The sequence below is a fragment of the Nonomuraea sp. NPDC001636 genome, from assembly GCF_040298265.1.
Classification (GTDB): domain Bacteria; phylum Actinomycetota; class Actinomycetes; order Streptosporangiales; family Streptosporangiaceae; genus Nonomuraea.
Window position 1 is genome coordinate 17,514 of sequence record NZ_JBEOZT010000008.1, and the last position, 16,023, is coordinate 33,536.

Annotated in this window: 16 protein-coding genes; 6 read left to right on the top strand and 10 right to left on the bottom strand. The window is 71.2% G+C overall.

Going from position 1 to position 16,023, the window contains the following annotated elements; translation table 11 throughout:
• The first annotated feature begins 177 nt into the window (after positions 1 to 177).
• Positions 178 to 999, top strand: coding sequence for a CPBP family intramembrane glutamic endopeptidase (locus ABT158_RS17425; RefSeq protein WP_352354309.1), 822 nt, complete (start codon positions 178 to 180; stop codon positions 997 to 999).
• 135 nt (positions 1,000 to 1,134) lie between these two features.
• On the opposite strand, the gene ABT158_RS17430 is transcribed toward ABT158_RS17425, so the two are convergent.
• Both ABT158_RS17430 and ABT158_RS17435 read right to left on the bottom strand, forming a co-directional pair.
• The gene (locus ABT158_RS17430; RefSeq protein ID WP_352354311.1) at positions 1,135 to 1,776 is read right to left on the bottom strand and encodes an HAD family hydrolase; all 642 of its coding nucleotides are present in this window, start codon (positions 1,774 to 1,776) and stop codon (positions 1,135 to 1,137) included.
• 75 nt (positions 1,777 to 1,851) lie between these two features.
• Complete coding sequence (locus ABT158_RS17435; RefSeq protein WP_352354313.1) at positions 1,852 to 2,466, bottom strand: TetR/AcrR family transcriptional regulator; 615 nt, start codon at positions 2,464 to 2,466, stop codon at positions 1,852 to 1,854.
• A 100-nt stretch (positions 2,467 to 2,566) separates the two neighbouring features.
• Between ABT158_RS17435 and ABT158_RS17440 the strand changes: the two genes are divergently transcribed.
• Complete coding sequence (locus ABT158_RS17440; RefSeq protein ID WP_352354315.1) at positions 2,567 to 3,571, top strand: NADP-dependent oxidoreductase; 1,005 nt, start codon at positions 2,567 to 2,569, stop codon at positions 3,569 to 3,571.
• 432 nt (positions 3,572 to 4,003) lie between these two features.
• Positions 4,004 to 5,611 carry a sensor histidine kinase gene (locus ABT158_RS17445; protein ID WP_352354317.1) on the top strand — a complete coding sequence of 536 codons (1,608 nt, stop codon included), beginning with the start codon at positions 4,004 to 4,006 and terminating at the stop codon, positions 5,609 to 5,611.
• An 82-nt stretch (positions 5,612 to 5,693) separates the two neighbouring features.
• On the opposite strand, the gene ABT158_RS17450 is transcribed toward ABT158_RS17445, so the two are convergent.
• Both ABT158_RS17450 and ABT158_RS17455 read right to left on the bottom strand, forming a co-directional pair.
• Positions 5,694 to 6,368: an alpha/beta hydrolase gene (locus ABT158_RS17450; RefSeq protein WP_352354319.1), complete on the bottom strand. Its 675-nt coding sequence runs from the start codon at positions 6,366 to 6,368 to the stop codon at positions 5,694 to 5,696.
• A 65-nt stretch (positions 6,369 to 6,433) separates the two neighbouring features.
• Positions 6,434 to 7,507, bottom strand: a complete 1,074-nt coding sequence (locus ABT158_RS17455; RefSeq protein ID WP_352354321.1) for a twin-arginine translocation signal domain-containing protein — start codon at positions 7,505 to 7,507, stop codon at positions 6,434 to 6,436.
• A gap of 272 nt (positions 7,508 to 7,779) precedes the next feature.
• Between ABT158_RS17455 and ABT158_RS17460 the strand changes: the two genes are divergently transcribed.
• Positions 7,780 to 8,361 carry a hypothetical protein gene (locus ABT158_RS17460; RefSeq protein ID WP_352354323.1) on the top strand — a complete coding sequence of 194 codons (582 nt, stop codon included), beginning with the start codon at positions 7,780 to 7,782 and terminating at the stop codon, positions 8,359 to 8,361.
• 85 nt (positions 8,362 to 8,446) lie between these two features.
• Here the strand turns inward: ABT158_RS17460 and ABT158_RS17465 are convergent, their stop codons facing one another.
• A complete protein-coding gene (locus ABT158_RS17465) occupies positions 8,447 to 9,088 on the bottom strand; it encodes an isochorismatase family protein (protein WP_352354325.1) in 642 nt (213 codons plus the stop codon).
• A gap of 135 nt (positions 9,089 to 9,223) precedes the next feature.
• Between ABT158_RS17465 and ABT158_RS17470 the strand changes: the two genes are divergently transcribed.
• A complete protein-coding gene (locus ABT158_RS17470; RefSeq protein ID WP_352354327.1) occupies positions 9,224 to 9,586 on the top strand; it encodes a winged helix-turn-helix transcriptional regulator in 363 nt (120 codons plus the stop codon).
• A 14-nt stretch (positions 9,587 to 9,600) separates the two neighbouring features.
• Here the strand turns inward: ABT158_RS17470 and ABT158_RS17475 are convergent, their stop codons facing one another.
• On the bottom strand, positions 9,601 to 10,398 hold the full coding sequence (locus ABT158_RS17475; protein WP_352354329.1) for a helix-turn-helix domain-containing protein: 798 nt from the start codon (positions 10,396 to 10,398) through the stop codon (positions 9,601 to 9,603).
• Between the two features lie 86 nt (positions 10,399 to 10,484).
• Between ABT158_RS17475 and ABT158_RS17480 the strand changes: the two genes are divergently transcribed.
• Positions 10,485 to 11,327, top strand: coding sequence for an NAD(P)H-binding protein (locus ABT158_RS17480; RefSeq protein WP_352354331.1), 843 nt, complete (start codon positions 10,485 to 10,487; stop codon positions 11,325 to 11,327).
• Positions 11,328 to 11,358: 31 nt separating this feature from the next.
• On the opposite strand, the gene ABT158_RS17485 is transcribed toward ABT158_RS17480, so the two are convergent.
• From ABT158_RS17485 to ABT158_RS17500, 4 genes are all read right to left on the bottom strand, one after another.
• On the bottom strand, positions 11,359 to 11,577 hold the full coding sequence (locus ABT158_RS17485; protein WP_352354333.1) for an EF-hand domain-containing protein: 219 nt from the start codon (positions 11,575 to 11,577) through the stop codon (positions 11,359 to 11,361).
• Positions 11,578 to 11,689: 112 nt separating this feature from the next.
• The gene (locus ABT158_RS17490; protein ID WP_352354335.1) at positions 11,690 to 13,861 is read right to left on the bottom strand and encodes a peptidase domain-containing ABC transporter; all 2,172 of its coding nucleotides are present in this window, start codon (positions 13,859 to 13,861) and stop codon (positions 11,690 to 11,692) included.
• A gap of 58 nt (positions 13,862 to 13,919) precedes the next feature.
• On the bottom strand, positions 13,920 to 14,918 hold the full coding sequence (locus ABT158_RS17495) for a TIGR04500 family putative peptide maturation system protein (protein WP_352354337.1): 999 nt from the start codon (positions 14,916 to 14,918) through the stop codon (positions 13,920 to 13,922).
• The gene (locus ABT158_RS17500; RefSeq protein ID WP_352354339.1) at positions 14,915 to 15,895 is read right to left on the bottom strand and encodes an MvdC/MvdD family ATP grasp protein; all 981 of its coding nucleotides are present in this window, start codon (positions 15,893 to 15,895) and stop codon (positions 14,915 to 14,917) included. Before ABT158_RS17500 ends, ABT158_RS17495 begins: the two co-directional genes overlap by 4 nt.
• Between the last annotated feature and the right edge of the window lie 128 nt (positions 15,896 to 16,023).

Genomic DNA, 16,023 nt, shown 5'->3' on the forward strand with positions numbered 1-16,023 from the left:
GTCCTCGCCACGGATTCCATCCTGACGGGTGGTACCAGGTTCACCCCTTCGGGTGAGGCCGGGCCGACTCCCGCGGCCTAGCTTCGACGTCGTGCGTTTCTCACGTCTCATACCTCTCAGCGTCGTCCTGCTCGTCGGCGCCGCCGGATCCTCGCGTCCGGACGAAACGAGGTCGTCATGACCGCGGCCTCCATGCGCTCCCGTTCTGCCGGGTCAACCGTCAGCGATGTCACGTGGTTCTTCGCGATCGCCGTCCTGCTGTGTTTCGCGCTGTCCGTTCCGATGGTCTTCCGGCTCGTCCCGACGGACTTCTACAACCTGATCACCCCGATCATGCAGCAGTCCCCGCTGCTCGCGGCGACCATCATGTGGCTCGCCCGACGGCCCGGAACGTACCGGGAGACGTTCGCCATCAGGTGGCGCGGCACGCCCAAGTGGGCCGGCGTCGGCATCGGCCTCATCGCCGCGATCGCCGCGATTCAGACCGCCATCGCGCTGGCGTCGGGGATCTGGCAGCTCAACCCGCTCGACCAGATCTCCGCGGCGACCATATGGATCGTCCCGGTCTTCCTCATGCAGTCGGTCTTCGCCATCGGCGAGGAGTTCGGCTGGCGCGGCTGGCTGGCGACGCGCGCCGCGTCATGGGGATTCTGGCCGCTGGCCCTGGTCAGCGGTCTGGTCTGGATCGTCTGGCACCTGCCGGTCCTCGCCGTCATCGGTGATCGTCCCCTCTGGGACATCGTCATCTACTTCGCGGGCATGCTGCCATGGGCGCCGCTGTTGCTCGCACTTCGCCGGCGGTCGGGCAGTGTCTGGCCCGCGGTCCTGACGCACGGAGCGATCAACAGCGTCCGGGTGTACCTGCTGCAATCCGTCCCCAATGCAACGGATCATCTGCTCATCGAGGTGATCGGCTGGGTGCTCACGCTCGCCGCCGCCGTGTGGCTGATGCGCCCGAGCCGGACGCAACTCGTCCACGATGCTCTCCGGACCGGGTGAGCCGCGCATGGGGCCTGCATGTCTCTCATGGCGGTCGAGTGCGCCTCTCCAGGGCAGGCGGCCGGGGCAGGACGATGGCGTCGGTGAGCCCTGAGACGCGACACCGACCAAGCGAGCCATTTACCGCGCACCTTTTCAGGCGGCGCCGAGAATGATGTCCTTCAACTCGGCCAGCGTTTCGATGCGGTAGTCGGCCTGTGACAAGTCGGCGGCCTTGACGAATTCGTTGTGGACGATGACGCAATCGATGCCGGCGGCCAAGGCGGAGCTCAACCCGCGGGGGGAGTCCTCGACGATCAGCGTTTCGTCCTTGGTGGCCCCGAAGCGCTTCAGGCCCGTCAGGTACGGTTCCGGGTTCGGCTTGGCGAGCGTGTAGTCCTCGCGGACCAGAACGAAGTCCATGAACCGCCGAATGTGGCGATGCTCGTGGACGATCTCGAAGTCCGCGCGTTTCGACGTCGTCACGATGGCCATATGGACGTACTTCGACAGCTCCTCAAGGGTTTCTACGACCCCTTCGATCTCAATGGCCTCAGTTCTCAGGGATTCCTGATAATAGGCATTGCGAGCTTCGCGCAGCCCATTTATGGACCTTTCGGTGATGCCTGCGGCTCGGGCTTGGACCCACGTGCCCAGGCCTTGGCTCATGTCCCGGAGGTATTGTTCCTTGTCCAATGTCACACCGACATCGGCGAAGGCGCGTTCCGCGGCTTTGTAGTACCAGAACTCGGTATCCACCAGCACGCCGTCATGGTCGAAGAGCACGTATTTCTTCATCGTCCAATGAGCCTTTCGGTGCAACGTGCTGTGCCGAAGCCGGGGCGGCGGGTCGGTCGGGAGGGGAGGACGATGTCAGCGAGTGGCGGCTGTGGTGAAGTCCTCGCTCGTTGGTGCCGCGACGGGCAGCTCGTGTGCGGCTTCCGGTCGTAGCCCGTCGAAGATCAGGCGCAGGTAGCGCTGCCACAGGTCGGATCGTGTGGTGGCGAGCGGCGCTGCGATCTGGGTGGGGGCATTGAGCAGTAGCACGATGTCGTGGCCGGTGACGTCCGCCCGGACGACTCCGGCCTGCCGGGCGCGTGCGGTCAGCGCCTCGGCCACCTGTGCCAGCCGGTCGCTGGCGGCCCTGATCGCGGGATGGGCGCGCGAGACCGCGGTGGCCGCCTCGCAGAATGCGCGATCGTTGGCCTGGAGTTCGGCGCCGGCGGTCATGAACCGCAGCAGGGCGGACCCCGGATCGGACTGCTCCAGCAGGCTTTCGCCGGTCGCGGCGAGGGTGTCGAGTTGGTCGCACAAGATCGCCGAGACCAGCTCCTCCTTGCTGGAGAAGTGGTTGAAGACCGTCCCCTTGGCGACGCCGGCGCGCGCGGCGATCCGCGCGATGGAGACATCGAGGCCGTGCTCGGACAGTTCCGCGGAGGCCGCGTCGATGAGGAGGCTTCGATTTCGGGCGGCGTCGGCTCGGGGCATGTGCGCCAGCCTAACGCAACTTGACCCACCGGTCATATTGCGTGCTAGGGTCACCAACATGACCGGTTGGTCAACTTAGCTTGGCATCTGTAAGGAGTCGATGATGAGAGCAGTTGTGGCGAAGCAGTACGGCCCGCCCGAGGTCCTGACCGTCGAGGACGTTCCGGTTCCACGACCCGGCCCCGGCCAGATCCAGGTCCGCATCCGCGCCGCGGCCATCAACCCCGCCGACCTGCGAGCCCTCAGCGGGGTGCTGGGCGAGCTGACCCCCTTGACCTTCCCCCATGTGCCGGGCAGCGACTTCGCCGGCACGGTGACCGAAGTCGGCCCGGACGTGACCCGGTTCACTCCGGGTGACGAGGTGTTCGGAATCGGGCTGCCGCGCGCGACACCGAAGATCGCCGCGATGCTGTCCACTCCGCCATCCCTCACCACCGGCGCCATGGCCGACTTCGCGGTCTTCGAGGCCGACACCCCCGCCATCGCCCGACGCCCGGACGGCTTGGCCGCCGACCACGCGGCCAGCCTGCCGATACCCGGGCTGACCGCGCTGGCCGTGGTGCGCGAGGGCCGGTTCGAGGCAGGTGAACGGGTTCTGGTGACCGGGGCCGCGGGCGGGGTCGGCGGCGCCGTGGTCCCCTTGCTGGCCGCCGCCAAGGTACATGTGATCGCCACCGCGATCCCCGAGGACGACGACTACGTCCGCGACCTGGGCGCCGCCGAGGTGATCGACTACCGGACGGTCGACACGATCACCGAGACACTGCGGCGCCACCCCGGCGGCGTCGACGCCATGGTCAACCTCGCCCTGCCCGGCCCCACCCTGGTCAGAGCAAGCGACGCCATCAGGCCAGGAGGCCACCTGCTCAACGTCGCCTTTCCCAGCCCCGAGCCCTCCGCGTTCGACCGCCCCGACCTGACGGTGCGCACCGTCTTCAGCACCGCGCGCCCTGGAGATCTGGAGGAGCTGGCAGCACAGGCCATGGCCGGCTCCCTGCCTGCCACCATCAGTCGGCGGTATCCGCTGGAAGAAGCCGCGCGGGCGTATGCCGATCTCGTGCACACCCATGTGCGCGGAAAGCTCCTCGTCATCGCCACGGACTGAACCATTGCGCGCAGCCGATCCAGGACGCGATACAGCAGACCGCGGCGTGACACACCCGCCGGTACGCGGGAAGACGGTGGACTTCCCGGCCGAACGGTTGCGGCGGCGCACCGTCCTGGCAGTCAGGGCGTCGACCTCAACACGGTGACGATCCGTCCGATCGGCCAGCGGGCGGGCCGGTGAACCCGGCCACGGGGCCCGGGCCGGGCGCCACCCGGAACCCGGGGTGAGGGATGCGACGCTGGTTGAAACGGCGGCAGGGGCTGCCGCGGTGGATGGAGTCGTACGTCCACCGGCTGACCGGACGGCGGCGGCACGTGTCGCCGGGCGCCGTCCTCATGACCAGCCTGTAGTCATGACCAGCCTGGAGGAGGAGGGGGTCTCCTCCTACAGGAGTATCGATCTCCGGAGCTGCCTGGATACCGTTGACGCATGCGATGGCGTGGCAAGGCGCTGGATGTCCTGCTGGTGACGGCCGCCATCGGCTTCGACGTCCTGACCACGTGGCACACCTGGGGGACCGCGTCGGCGCCCGTGGTGATCTGCGGCGCCTTCTCCGTGCTGGCCGGGGCTCCGATGGGGTTCCTGCGGCGGTGGCCGGTGGCGGTGGCCGGCTACCTGGCGGGGCTGCTCGTCCTCACCGACCAGCTCGGCGCGTTCACCGTCAACACCGTGCAGATCCTGCTCCTGACGGCCCTCGGCGTCGTCGCCCACAGGACGCGGCCGCTCACCGTGACCTGCTCGGCCCTGGTCGTGGGCGTGGCCACCGCGGTCAATCTGGCCGATCCCGCCCACCCCTTCACGGCCAACGCCTGGTGGTACTGCGCCGGGGCCGTCGTGGTGCCCGTCCTGATCGGCGTCTACCTGCGCGGCCCGGCCGGACGCCTGCCCGAGCGCGACGTCACTCCGGACGTCCTGCTGGCCGGCGGCGGGCTCACCCTGACCGTCCTGAACACCTGGACGGGCTGGGACACCGCCGGCGGGCCGGCCTGGGTGTCCGCATCGGTGGTGGTGCTCGCGGGCCTGTCCCTCGGCGTCGCGCGGCGGCTGCCGGGGCTGGTGTTCGTCCTTCAGGTCGTCCTCATGCTGCTGGCCGACCAGTACTTCGAGGAGGCGACGGCCACCTGCGTCATGCTCGTCCTCGCCGCCGTGGGCGTGTTCGCCATGCGCGTGGCCTCCTGGTTCTGGACGTGCGTCGTCTACTTCGTCGCCGTTCTCGCCATCGCCGCCTTCACCGCCGCGATGGCCGACGCCGGGCCCGCCGCCGAGACGCGGCCGACGCGGGTCCTGGCGCTGATGACGCTCGTCGTGGCCCCCGTGGCGAGCGGCCGCTACCTGCGGGCCCGGCAGGCCGCGAACCAGGCGGAACGGCTGCGCCGTGGCGAGTCGCAACAGCGCGCGCTGGCTCAGGTGCGCGCCGACCAGCTGGCCGAGCGCGAGAGCATCGCCCGCGAGATGCACGACATCGTCGCCCACCACGTCGGCGCCATGGTCCTGCGAGCCGGCGCCGCCCGCTACTCCGACCCCGGCGGGCCCTCCAGCCAGGCGCTCACCGACATCCGCGACACCGGCCACCAGGTGCTCGAAGACCTCCGCGGCCTGCTCGACCTGCTGCGCGACCCCGACAAGCAGCCCGACCTGCTGGCCGACCCGGCCACCGTGATGCGCCGGTCGGCCGAACGCATGAGCGCGGCGGGGCTGCTCGTCGAGCTCGACATCGGTCCCGACGTGGCGCGGGCGCCTCTGATGGCCCGTGCCTCGGCTGCCCGGATCGTCCAGGAAGGGCTCACGAACGTCCTCAAACACGCGGGGGCGGGCACCTGGGTGCGGGTGAGCCTCACCGCGGCCCCCGGCGGGCTGACCGTCGAGGTGCGCAACGGCCCCCCGCCCGCCGCCCCGCTCAGCCTGCCCTCCTCCGGGCAGGGGCTGCGCGGCATGCGCGAACGTGCTCACGCGCTCGGCGGCACCCTCACCGCCGGACCGGCCGAGGACGGCGGCTGGCTGCTGACTGTCCTGCTGCCCACCAGGCACGCGGCGTGATCCGCCCGGCCTGGAGGTCGGGCGAGCTCCTCCAGCGCCGAGCCTTCCTCCCGGTCGGCGTGCAGGCCGCGCCGGGCAGGGTTCAGCCGGCCGCGGACCGCACGATGTCGTCGACGAGAGCGGCCAGACGGCGCGGCTGGGACAGGAACGGACAGTGGCCGCTGGCCAGCCTGCGGATCTCGGCGGCTCGGGCTGCCATCCGCTCCTGCAGGGCGGGCGGGACGGCTCGGTCCCGCTCGGTGATGACGTAGGTGGCGGGGATGTCGTGCCGGCCGGCCGTGTCGGTCTTCTCGGCGAAGGACCGTTTGGTCTGGTTGACCAGGCGGCTCATCGCCTGCTCGGCCTCGGCGTCCGGCAGGTCGCCGTAGAGCGAGGTGCGTGGCTGGTCGATGAGGGGGAACAGGCCGCTCGTGTCGTCGGGGTCCGGCAGGCCGTGGAGGGTGCACAACGACTGTCCCCGGTCCGGCAGGTACGCGGCCAGGTAGATCAGCCGCTCGACGTTGCCCGCTCCGGCGGCGGCCTCGGTCGCCGGGATGCCCCCGTAGGAGTGGGCGAGCAGCACGATCGGGCCTTCGACCGCGGCCAGCTCCGCGGCCAGCACGGCGGCGTCGTCGTGCATGCCCGCGGTGGGACGTTCGCCGGCGCTCGGAAGCGCGGGCGTGCGCGTGGCGTAGCCGAGTGCGTGCAACTCGGGCTCCAGCCTCGTCCAGGTGCTCGGCCGGTGCCAGGCGCCGTGGACCAGCATCACGGTGGTCATGAAGGGACTCCTAGGCTCCTACGTGGTCGATGGGGACATGGGCTGCTTGGCGATCGCCCAGGACGTCAGCATGTCCGGTCCTGCGTGTCGGGCGCACGGCCGAGCAGTCGCAGGATCTCGCCGGACAGAAGCTCGTCCGGGCCCTTGAGGGCGTCGGCGAGTTTCGTGTCGGTGCAGAAGATCATCTCTGCGGCGATCTTGTCCTGCACGATCCGGGCGACGTTGTCCAGGGCGACGGCGATCGGGTCGGAGGGGAGCTCGGCCGTGGACATGTCGATCAGGTGGCTGTCGGCCTGTGCCGGGTCCATGAACTTCCTGATGATGATGGAGTTCTGGTTCAGGGAGGATGTGGTCCAGATCGTGAAGACGACGACGTACAGGCCTTTCCACGCGTTGCCGCCGAGTTGTCCGCGCCAGCGGGTCATGATGTCCGTGACGCCTTCGATCTGCACCTTGGACGCCCAGTACATGTTGGTGCGGATGTTCGGATACACGCTGCCCGAGTAGTCCTCGAAGGAATCCATGTCGAAGGAGCGGCTTCGGGTGGCGTGCGCGATGAAGGCGCGTGATCTGTCGAGGATGTTCGCGCACGACTGGTGAAGGCCGGGCGGAAGTCTCGCCTCGTCGAGTTGCCGCCGGGCCTTGGCCATCGTGGCGGAGACGTCCTGGAGCGGCTGGATCCAGCCGTCCTCCCGCCCCTTGAACGCGACCATGTCCAGGTCGTGCGGGTCGATGCGGGCGCTCTGGAACGCCGGGACCTGCTTGGGCAGGTACGGGGCGATGACGGTGAAGATGCCCAGCGGGAGGTGGGCGATCGACTTCGCCAGCTCGAAGAGCTCGTCGACCGGGTGCAGCGACTCCAGTACCCGCCCGTTCGAGACCAGGCTGTACAGACCGCCCCGATGGTCGTTCTGGACGACGATGACCGGGCTCAGGTGGTTGGCGAGGCCGGCTTTCAGCGCGGCGTAGTTCCGCCGCGTGTCGGCGTTGACCGCACGGATCGCGTCGCGCGCCGGTCGTTGTCCGGCCGCCTCCGGCGGGGAGGTGCCGGCGTGTGCGACGGGCAGGACGTTGCCGCCGAGCAGCGTCGTGGCGCCGGCCGCGGTGGCGGTGCCGAGGAATGTTCTGCGTGTGACCACTGTCCGACCTGCCTCTCTGGAGCCGCCGTACCTCACGCGGCGGGACCGGCGAGGGCGATCCCGTACGGGCGACCCCCCACTCGGCCGAGCCGCCACCCGCCGCAGCGCCGACGGTCACACCGTCACTCCCGCTCCGGCCCGAGGTGCCCTGGACCGGAATGTTGACTTAATGTTTGTGTATGGTAACGGTAAGTAGCAGGTTTCTGGGTTCTCCGGCCCGGGACAAGTGAGTTCCGACAACTGTGGCCATTGCGTCGTAGGCAGGAGAGGGAATGTCAGTCCTCAAGGGCGTCACGCCGGTCGGGTCCGGCTCACGCGGGCCGCGGTTCGCCAGGATGGCGATCGGCGGCCTCGCGCTGCTCATCGCCTTGTCCGCCGCCATGCTCGTCCCGCCCGCGACCGGCGCCCGCGCCGCGATCGGGATCACCAAGTGCACCGGCTCCCAGACGGTGACCTACACCCCCGGCCTCACCGATCAGCCCCGGGAGGTCACGGTCAGCGGGCAGGCCCCCTTGCTCGAATGCGTCTCCAGCAGTGATCCCACCATCGTCCAGGCCACGTCCGCCTTCTCCGCCACAGGGACGTTCTCCTGCACCTCGGGCACGAGGGTGGGCAGCCGCAGGATCACCTGGAACAACGGCGACACCAGCACGCTGTCCTCCACGTCCACCGTCTCGGTCAACGGCGCCGCAAGCCTCGTCCTGATCAAGGGCGTGGTGGTCGACGGCGAGTTCAAGGGGGCGCAGTGGACCGGCACGTTCGCCATGTTCAGCACGAAGCCGCTGGCCTGTCTCACCACGCAGGGGCTCGCCGGCGTCTCCGGCCCGCTCACCCTGAGCATCGGCTCCCTGTGAACCGGCCCGACCTCGGCGGACACCGCGCGCCTCGCGGACCTGGGGCGCGGCGGCGGGCCGTCTGCGGCTGACGGTCAACCTGGGCTCATCCGCGGACGGCCGGACCGGCATCCTGACGCGCCTCCAGGGCGACCAGGTTGGCGCCCAGGGCGGGCGAGTGATCGCGGATCAGGTCGGTGTAGCCCCGGACCGTCTCCCCGCGACCCCACGACCCCTGGTATTCGGTGGCCAGGGACAACCACGTGACCGGGATCGCCCCGGCAGCGGTGAGGCGGGCCATCGCGGCGCGGTGGCTGAGCGGGGTCTCGCCGGCCACCGCGTCCTCGACCACGTACAGGTGAAGGCCCTGGCGGATCGCCGACAGCCCCGTCTGCAGCACGCATCCCTCGGTCATCAGCCCGGACACGATCAGGTGACGGCGGCCGGCGGCGCTCAACCGCTCGCGGACGCCGGGATGGGCGAGGGCGTCGAAACCGCCGTCCCGTACGACGATCTCCCCGGCGGCCAGTTCGGCGCGCAACGCGGGGAAGATCGGGCCGGGCGGGTCGGTGTCGCGGCCGTGGGTGACGGTCAGCGGGACGCCGTACAGGTGCGCGGTCCTGGCCAGGGCGACGGCGCTGTTGACGTGCACGGTGAGCTCGTGCGAGCGGAACAGGTTCCCGAACCCCACGGCATGGTCGATCATGAGGATCGCGGTGTTGTCCGGTGAGAGCAAGGCGGCGGACACGGCATCTCTCCCTGGTGTGCGGCGGTCGGCGCATGCGACCCGGTTCCTGTGCGGAACCGGCTCGTCTATCGTCGGCAAGGGCTGTGTGTACCGGTAGAAGGCAGTTTTTCGTGCCCTGGTTCTCTGGAGGAAACCGTGGTGGAGCCGGATCCGGGCCGCTGCGACGTCCGGGAGGTCCTGAACCGCATCGGCGACAAGTGGACGGTGCTGGTGATCGCGCTGCTCGCGGACGGGCCACGCCGGTTCAACGAGTTGCGGCGGCTGGCCCACGGCATCACGCAGCGCATGCTGAGCGTCACCCTGCGGGCCCTCCAGCGCGACGGCCTGGTCACGCGTACGGTCACCCCGACCGTCCCGCCGCGTGTGGACTATGCCCTCACCGACGCCGGGCAGTCGTTGGCCGGGGTGGTCGCGGAGGTGCTGCGCTGGGCCGAGGACCATCGCCGCTACATCCACGAGGCGCGCTCGGCCTACGACCGGGCGGCCGGCTCAGGGTGACCGCCGCCGGCGGGTCAGCAGGGCTGCAGGGCGGGCAGGCGGCCCTGGAAGAAGGCGGCCGGCGTGACGCCCATCAGCGTACGGAACTCGGCCGTCATGTGGGACTGGTCGTAGTAGCCGGTGGCCGTGGCCAGGTCGGCCCAGCGGCCGTCGGCACGGCCGAGGGCGAGAGCATTGCGGACGCGTTCGATGCGTTCGTAGCGTTTGGGCGACAGGCCGACGGCGTCGGCGAACAGGCCGCGCAGGTGACGTTCGCTGACGGCCAGGTGGCGGGCGAGCGCGGGCACGGGTTCGCGTCGTGCGCCCGTACGGCCGCGCAGCGCCCGGACGGCGGCCTGGACCAGTTCGCGCCGCACCCCGTCCGCCGAGATCCTGGCCGCCGGGATCCTGGCCGGCAGGGCCGCCGCCAGGTGCCGGAGTACCAGGCCGTGGTCGCCGTCCGCGTGCCTGAGGGCGGCGATCAGCGGCTCGCAGGAGGCGCCCCACAGGTCCCCGAGCGGGACCACCCGGTCCACGAACTCGCTCACCGGGACGCCGAGCAACGGCCTGGTGACGCCGGGACGCAGCCGCAACCGCAGGCAGAACGGGAGTTCCTTGCCGACGTGGTACGAGGCGCGGGTGCGCGGGCCGATCACGAGCAGGTCGCTGTGCCCGGCGCGGGACGTACGGAAGATCAGGGACGTGCCGGGGTCGGGGAGGTGCACCAGCGGCGGCCGCTCACCCGCCGCGGGATCCTCCGCCTTCAGCACGCTCACCGCCTCGACCAGCGGGCGCAGACCGTCCGGCACGGTCATCGGGACCTCGATGCTCATGACCACACGGTAGCCGCGCCGCGAGGTGCGCACGTGTGCCGGAAGTTCCTATAACGGCTGGTGGGCGGGGCGGCAGAGTGAGCCGCATGATTGTTGTCACAGGTGCCACGGGCACGGTCGGCGGTGAGGTGGTCCGGCTGCTGGCGGGCCGGGGTGAGCGGGTCCGGGCGATGACGCGGGAACCGTCGAAGGTCACGGCGTCGCCGGAGATGGAGGTCGTCCAGGGTGATTTCGACGACCCCGGGTCGTTGGCCGCAGCGGCGCGCGGCGCCGACGCCGTGTTCCTGCTCAGCGCCCCCGGCCCGTGGCTCGCCCGGCACGACGAGGCGATGCTCGTGGCGGCGCGGGCCGCGGGACTGCGGAAGGTGGTGAAGCTGTCGGCGATCGGCACGGGACAGGAGCACGGCGGCGCCAAGGTCGGGGACTGGCATCGGGCCGGTGAGCAGGCGTTGCGCGCGAGCGAGCTGGACTGGACGGTGCTGCGGCCGTCCAGCTTCGCCTCCAACGCCTTGCGGTGGGTCGCGCAGGTCCGGCTCGGGCGGCCGGTGCCGAACACGACGGGCCGGGGCAGGCAGGGGGTCGTCGATCCGCGGGACGTCGCGGAGGTGGCGGTGCGGGCGCTGACGTCCGGCGAGCACACGCGGTCCGTCCTCACGCTGACCGGGCCCGAACTGCTCAGCGTCCCGGACATGGCCGAGGTGCTGGGGGAGACGCTCGGGCGGCCCGTCGGGACGGTGGACGTGCCGCTGGAGGTCTACCGCACGCAGCTGATCGCCGCCGGGATGGACGCCGAGTTCGCCGACGTCGCGGTCGACGGCTCCCGGCTGGTGGCGCGGGACGGCAACGCCCGCCTCACCCCTGACGTCGAGCGGGTGTTGGGACGTCCCCCTCGTACGTTCCGCGCCTGGGCGGCCGATCACCTCCGGTGACGCCGGCCGCCGGGTCAGGGCGGGTGCGCCGTCACCTGTTCCAGGCCACCAGGAACTCCGCCAGCGAGATGCGCCCGTCCACGTCCCCGTCGTGCTCGTCCGAGACGTGGAAGATCGAGTCGAGTTCGGCCGCGGTGACCTCCTCGCCGCGGGCGTTCATGGCGAGCGCGAACTCCTCGCGGGTGATGTATCCGTCCCGGTCGCGGTCGAACTCCCTGAACGTGGCGGCCGGGTCGTCAAGGTCTGGCATCGGTGACCTCTCCTTCGATGTACTGACAAAGCAACATCGAAGCACAAGCCAGAACCCGGGCGAGGGACGACGGGCCGAAAAGCCGCACCGGCGGTGCTGACGAGCGTGTCCCTCACTCGGCCCTGACCCCGGCGCCCCCACGGTCGGGCTGCGAGGACCCGGCCTGGGCGGCGAGGAGCTCGGCGTACCTGCCGGGCACGGCGATCAGCTCCTCGTGGGTGCCGCGCTGCACGACGCGTCCCCCGTCGAGGACCACGATGAGGTCGGCGTCCCTGACCGTGCTGAGGCGGTGGGCGATGACGATGCGCGTCTGCGGGAGCCAGGCCAGGTTGGCTTCGACGACGGCCTCCGTGGCGCTGTCGAGGTTGCTGGTGGCCTCGTCGAGCAGGAGCACCTTGGGCCGGCACAACAGGGCGCGGGCCAGGGCCAGACGCTGCCGCTGGCCGCCGGACAGGCCGCCGCCCTCGGTCAGCATGGTCTCGTACCTCATGGGCATGGCCATGATCTCGTCGTGCAGCGCGGCCACCTCGGCGGCCGCGATCACCCGCTCCAGCGGCGCGTCCGGGTCGCTGAGCGCGATGTTCTCCCGGATGGTGCCGTTGAACAGGGACGGGTCCTGGGTGACGACGCCGAACTGGCGGCGCAGGGTGCGCAGGTTGAGCTCGCTCGCGGGCACGCCGTCGTAGCGGATCTCGCCCTCGACCGGGGTGTGCAGCGCCAGCAGGAGCCTGGCCAGCGTGCTCTTGCCGGAGCCCGAGGCGCCCACCAGCGCGACCTTCTGGCCGGGGCGGATCGACACCGACACGCCGCGCACGGTCCACGGACCGCGCGGGTCGTGGCGGAAGCTGACCTCGTGCAGCTCGATCCGGCCGTGCAGGCGCAGCACCTCGATGCCCTCGTTCGGTTCGGGGGCGGAGACGAGGATGTCGGAGAGCCGGTCGAAGTGGGCGCCCGCCTGCTGGAGGCTCTGCAGGCTCGTCATCAGCGAGCCGAGCGGGGTCAGCGCGGCCAGGGCGATGGCGTTGAGCGCGATCAGCGAGCCGGCCGAGAGCTCGCCGTCGAGCACCCGCCAGGCGCCGAGCCACAGCAGCCCGAGCGGCGTGACGACGCGGATCGCCGACACGACGGCGTCCAGGAGAGCGTGGGTGAGGCCGGCGCGCACGTCCGCGTCGAGCTGCTGGGCGAAGTGCTCCGACCACTGGTCCATCGCCCTGCGCTCGGCGCCCGACGCCTTGAGCGTCTCGATGCCGCTGAGCGTCTGGATGAGGGTGCTCTGCGACTTCGACAGCGCCGCCAGCTCCTGCTGCGTCAGCAGGTGGACGCGCCGGGACGTGGCCAGCAGGAGCAGCGACTGGAGCAGCACCACACCGGTCAGCGCCGCCCCGAAGACCGGGTCGCGGGCGTAGACGAGCACCAGGTAGCCGATGGCGAGCGGCCCGTCGAGGACCGCGGTGATGATCTGTCCGGTGAGCAGCTCGCGCAGGGTCGAGACGCTGGAGGCGCGGGTCACCAGGTCGCCGGTGCCCCGCCGGGTGAAGTACGTGTAGGGCAGGGCCACCAGGTGGCCGACCACCCCCTCGCTGAGCTCCTGGTCGGCGCGGGCGCGTACGGTCACCAGCAGCGCCGACCGCAGATACGCCAGCAGGAGCTGGGCCGCCCCCGCGACCAGCACCGCCGTCCCCAGCAGCGGCAGCAGGTCGGCGGCCTGCCGTGGCAGGACCGTGTCCAGCAGCAGCTCGGAGAAGAGCGGCAGGGCCAGGCCGACCAGTTGCAGCAGCAGCGAGGCCAGGACGACCTGCGCGAGCAGCCCGCGCCGGCGCTGCAGCAGCGTCCGTACGAACTCCCGCCGCCACGCCCCGGCCAGCGACGACGACCCGCGCCGGAACCCCGCCCCCGGCTCGAAGGCGAGCAGCACCCCGCTGAACCCCGCCGCGAACTCCGACGGGGTCAGCCGCCGCCGCCCGTGGCCGGGATCGACGATGTCCACCCGGTCGGCGGCCCACCGCTCGACCACCACGAAGTGGCTGGACCGCCAGTGGGCGATGGCCGGGAGCGGCGCCCTGGCCAGGTCGGCGGGGGCGAGCTGGAACGCCTTGGCGGTCAGCCCGTACTCGCGCGCGCCCGCCACGATGGCGCGGGCGCTGAGGCCGTCGCGGCCGACGCCCAGGCGGCCGGCCAGCTCGGTGACGGTCGTGCGGTGGCCGTGATGGCCCAGCACCATCGCCAGGCACGCCGGCCCGCACTCGGTCTGCGTGTTCTGCAGCACCACCCGCAGGCGGCTCACCGGGCGCCCCCGGTGCGCACGGCCTCGCCCGGCGGGAAGGCGCGGCCTCCTGGCACGGTCACAGCCAGTGCCAGGTGATGTCGGCCCCGGCCCGCCGCCGGGCCATGTACTCGGCGAAGCCCGCGCGGCCGGCGGCGGCGAGGGTGCGCGGGTCGGCGGGGTCGGCGGGCCGGCGCTCGCGGACGACGCCGAGCAGGTGGGCCCTGCCGTGGGGGACGGGGCCGATGACGGCGCCCTGGGGGGCGGCGCGCAGCGGTTCGGGCAGGTCGCGGGCGGGGCCGTCGGCGGTGGTGACGGTGATCCGCTCGCGGGAGGCGAGGGCTTGGAGGAGGGCGGCGGCGGGGTCGGGAGAACCCGCGATCACGGCGAGGTGATCTTCACGGCCTTCCGCCCATGACGCCCACACCTGGTCGAACTCGGCCGGGTGGCGCTCCAGGTAGTCGTGCGCCGTCTCCTGCTCGACGCGCGCACGGACCCGCTGCTTGACCGCCAGGCCGTCGATGTGATGGGCGTAGGCCGTCTCGTTCAGGCCGACGCCGTCGAGCCAGCTCATCAGCGCGGCGCGGCTGTGCAGGCCGTTCCTGATCCGGTAGGCGTCGGACGCCCGCTGCAGCTCCTCCTGGGTGGGCGGGGGCTCCCTGCTCGCCAGGTCGCCCAGGACGCAGTGATCGATCAGCTCCTCCTGGACGGTGGAGCTCCGTCCGGCCCACGACCGCAGGGTGAGCAGCGCGTTCTGGACGAGCAGGGCGTGGCCGTCCACGGTGAGGACCCGGCCGGAGGCCCAGTGGGTGGAGTGGTCCACGGTCCAGGGGACGCCGTCCTCGGCCGGGGCGGTCAGCGCCACGCTTCCCCCATCGGGGTGGGCCAGCACGAGGTCGTAGTCGACGACGGGGCTGCCCGGCCGTACGTCGGCGACGAGCTGGGCGCGCGAGCCGGGCCTGGCCGCACGCCACTCGGCGACGGCCCGCCGCGCCTCGGGCACGTCGTCGCGGCGGCGCGGCAGCGCCCGCAGCAGCTCCACGGCTTCGGTCAGGGTGGCGGCGAAGGTACTGGTCATGCGGATTCACCCGGGTGTTCTGTGGCGGTGAGCCAGTCGGCGATGGCGGCGGAGACGGGCAGGCCGGTGGCGCTCTCGATCCAGCCCCACTGCCCGGCGGGGTTGATCTCCAGGTACACGTACTCGCCCTCGGGAGTGAGGATCATGTCGATGCAGCCGTAGTGCAGGCCGAGCGCGGCGGTCAGCTCCAGGCAGCGGCGCTCGACCTGCGCGGGCAGCCGGTGGACCGCGTAGGTGGAGAACGTCTGCTCGTAGTGGCGGTAGTCGTGCCGGGTCGCGCGCGACCCCTGGGAGTGGATCTCGGCGGCGAACACCCGCTCTCCCACCACCGTGATCCGCAGCTCGACGGCCTTCCTGACGTACGGCTGGAGGATGGCGGGGGAGAGGGCCAGGCGGTGCCTGTCGGTGAGACGGCGGCGGGTGACGGGCGTGGTGTAGTGGGAGTGGTCCTCGCCGTCGACCTGGAACTCGACGAACTCCACCTCCTTGGCGATCAGCTCGCCGCCGGCCTCCTCCCAGAACGGGATGAGGTCCTCGTCGTCGTTGGTGACGAGGGTTTCGGGGGTGGTGAAGCCCAGCGCCGCCGCGACGCCGAGGTTGACGAGCTTGTTCTGGGTGCGGAAGACGTCCAGGCTCCGCGCCGGCAGCCAGCGGCCCGCGAGGGTGTGCTCCCAGCCCTGAAGCAGGATGGCGGCCATCTTCTCGACGTAGCGCCGGTGCCCGTCGTCGGTGACCCCGGGCGCGCGCGGATGGCCGGGGTGGCGGTTCCAGATCGCGGTGAACCGGGAGCAGTCGTACTCGCGGCCGTCGGCGCGCAGGGTGTGCCGCCAGGAGCCGCCGGTCAGGCGTGAGCTGATCGCGGCGCCGGCCGGGTAGTCGCCCGGGTCCCACCACAGGAACTCGGCGTCCCGCCTGACGAGTTCGGGGACGACCATCTCCACCGAGTCGTCGTCCTTGCCGCTGAGGATGAGAATCAACGAAATTCCTATCGTCAGAGGCGGGGGGGGGGGGGGGGGGGGGGGGGGGGCCGGCGGTGGACCGAAGAAACAAAAAAATTGTTTTGGGTTTTATGAGTGAGGAAGACGGTAAGTAGTTTAGTGGACAC

What these genes read in the sequence shown, in the direction of transcription:
- ABT158_RS17445 (WP_352354317.1), top strand. Translation starts at nt 4,004, where the DNA reads ATGCGATGGCGTGGCAAGGCGCTGGATGTCCTGCTGGTGACGGCCGCC.
- ABT158_RS17430 (WP_352354311.1), bottom strand. Translation starts at nt 1,776, where the DNA reads ATGAAGAAATACGTGCTCTTCGACCATGACGGCGTGCTGGTGGATACC.
- ABT158_RS17450 (WP_352354319.1), bottom strand. Translation starts at nt 6,368, where the DNA reads ATGACCACCGTGATGCTGGTCCACGGCGCCTGGCACCGGCCGAGCACC.
- ABT158_RS17475 (WP_352354329.1), bottom strand. Translation starts at nt 10,398, where the DNA reads ATGAGCATCGAGGTCCCGATGACCGTGCCGGACGGTCTGCGCCCGCTG.
- ABT158_RS17440 (WP_352354315.1), top strand. Translation starts at nt 2,567, where the DNA reads ATGATGAGAGCAGTTGTGGCGAAGCAGTACGGCCCGCCCGAGGTCCTG.
- ABT158_RS17480 (WP_352354331.1), top strand. Translation starts at nt 10,485, where the DNA reads ATGATTGTTGTCACAGGTGCCACGGGCACGGTCGGCGGTGAGGTGGTC.
- ABT158_RS17485 (WP_352354333.1), bottom strand. Translation starts at nt 11,577, where the DNA reads ATGCCAGACCTTGACGACCCGGCCGCCACGTTCAGGGAGTTCGACCGC.
- ABT158_RS17425 (WP_352354309.1), top strand. Translation starts at nt 178, where the DNA reads ATGACCGCGGCCTCCATGCGCTCCCGTTCTGCCGGGTCAACCGTCAGC.
- ABT158_RS17495 (WP_352354337.1), bottom strand. Translation starts at nt 14,918, where the DNA reads ATGACCAGTACCTTCGCCGCCACCCTGACCGAAGCCGTGGAGCTGCTG.
- ABT158_RS17460 (WP_352354323.1), top strand. Translation starts at nt 7,780, where the DNA reads ATGTCAGTCCTCAAGGGCGTCACGCCGGTCGGGTCCGGCTCACGCGGG.
- ABT158_RS17435 (WP_352354313.1), bottom strand. Translation starts at nt 2,466, where the DNA reads ATGCCCCGAGCCGACGCCGCCCGAAATCGAAGCCTCCTCATCGACGCG.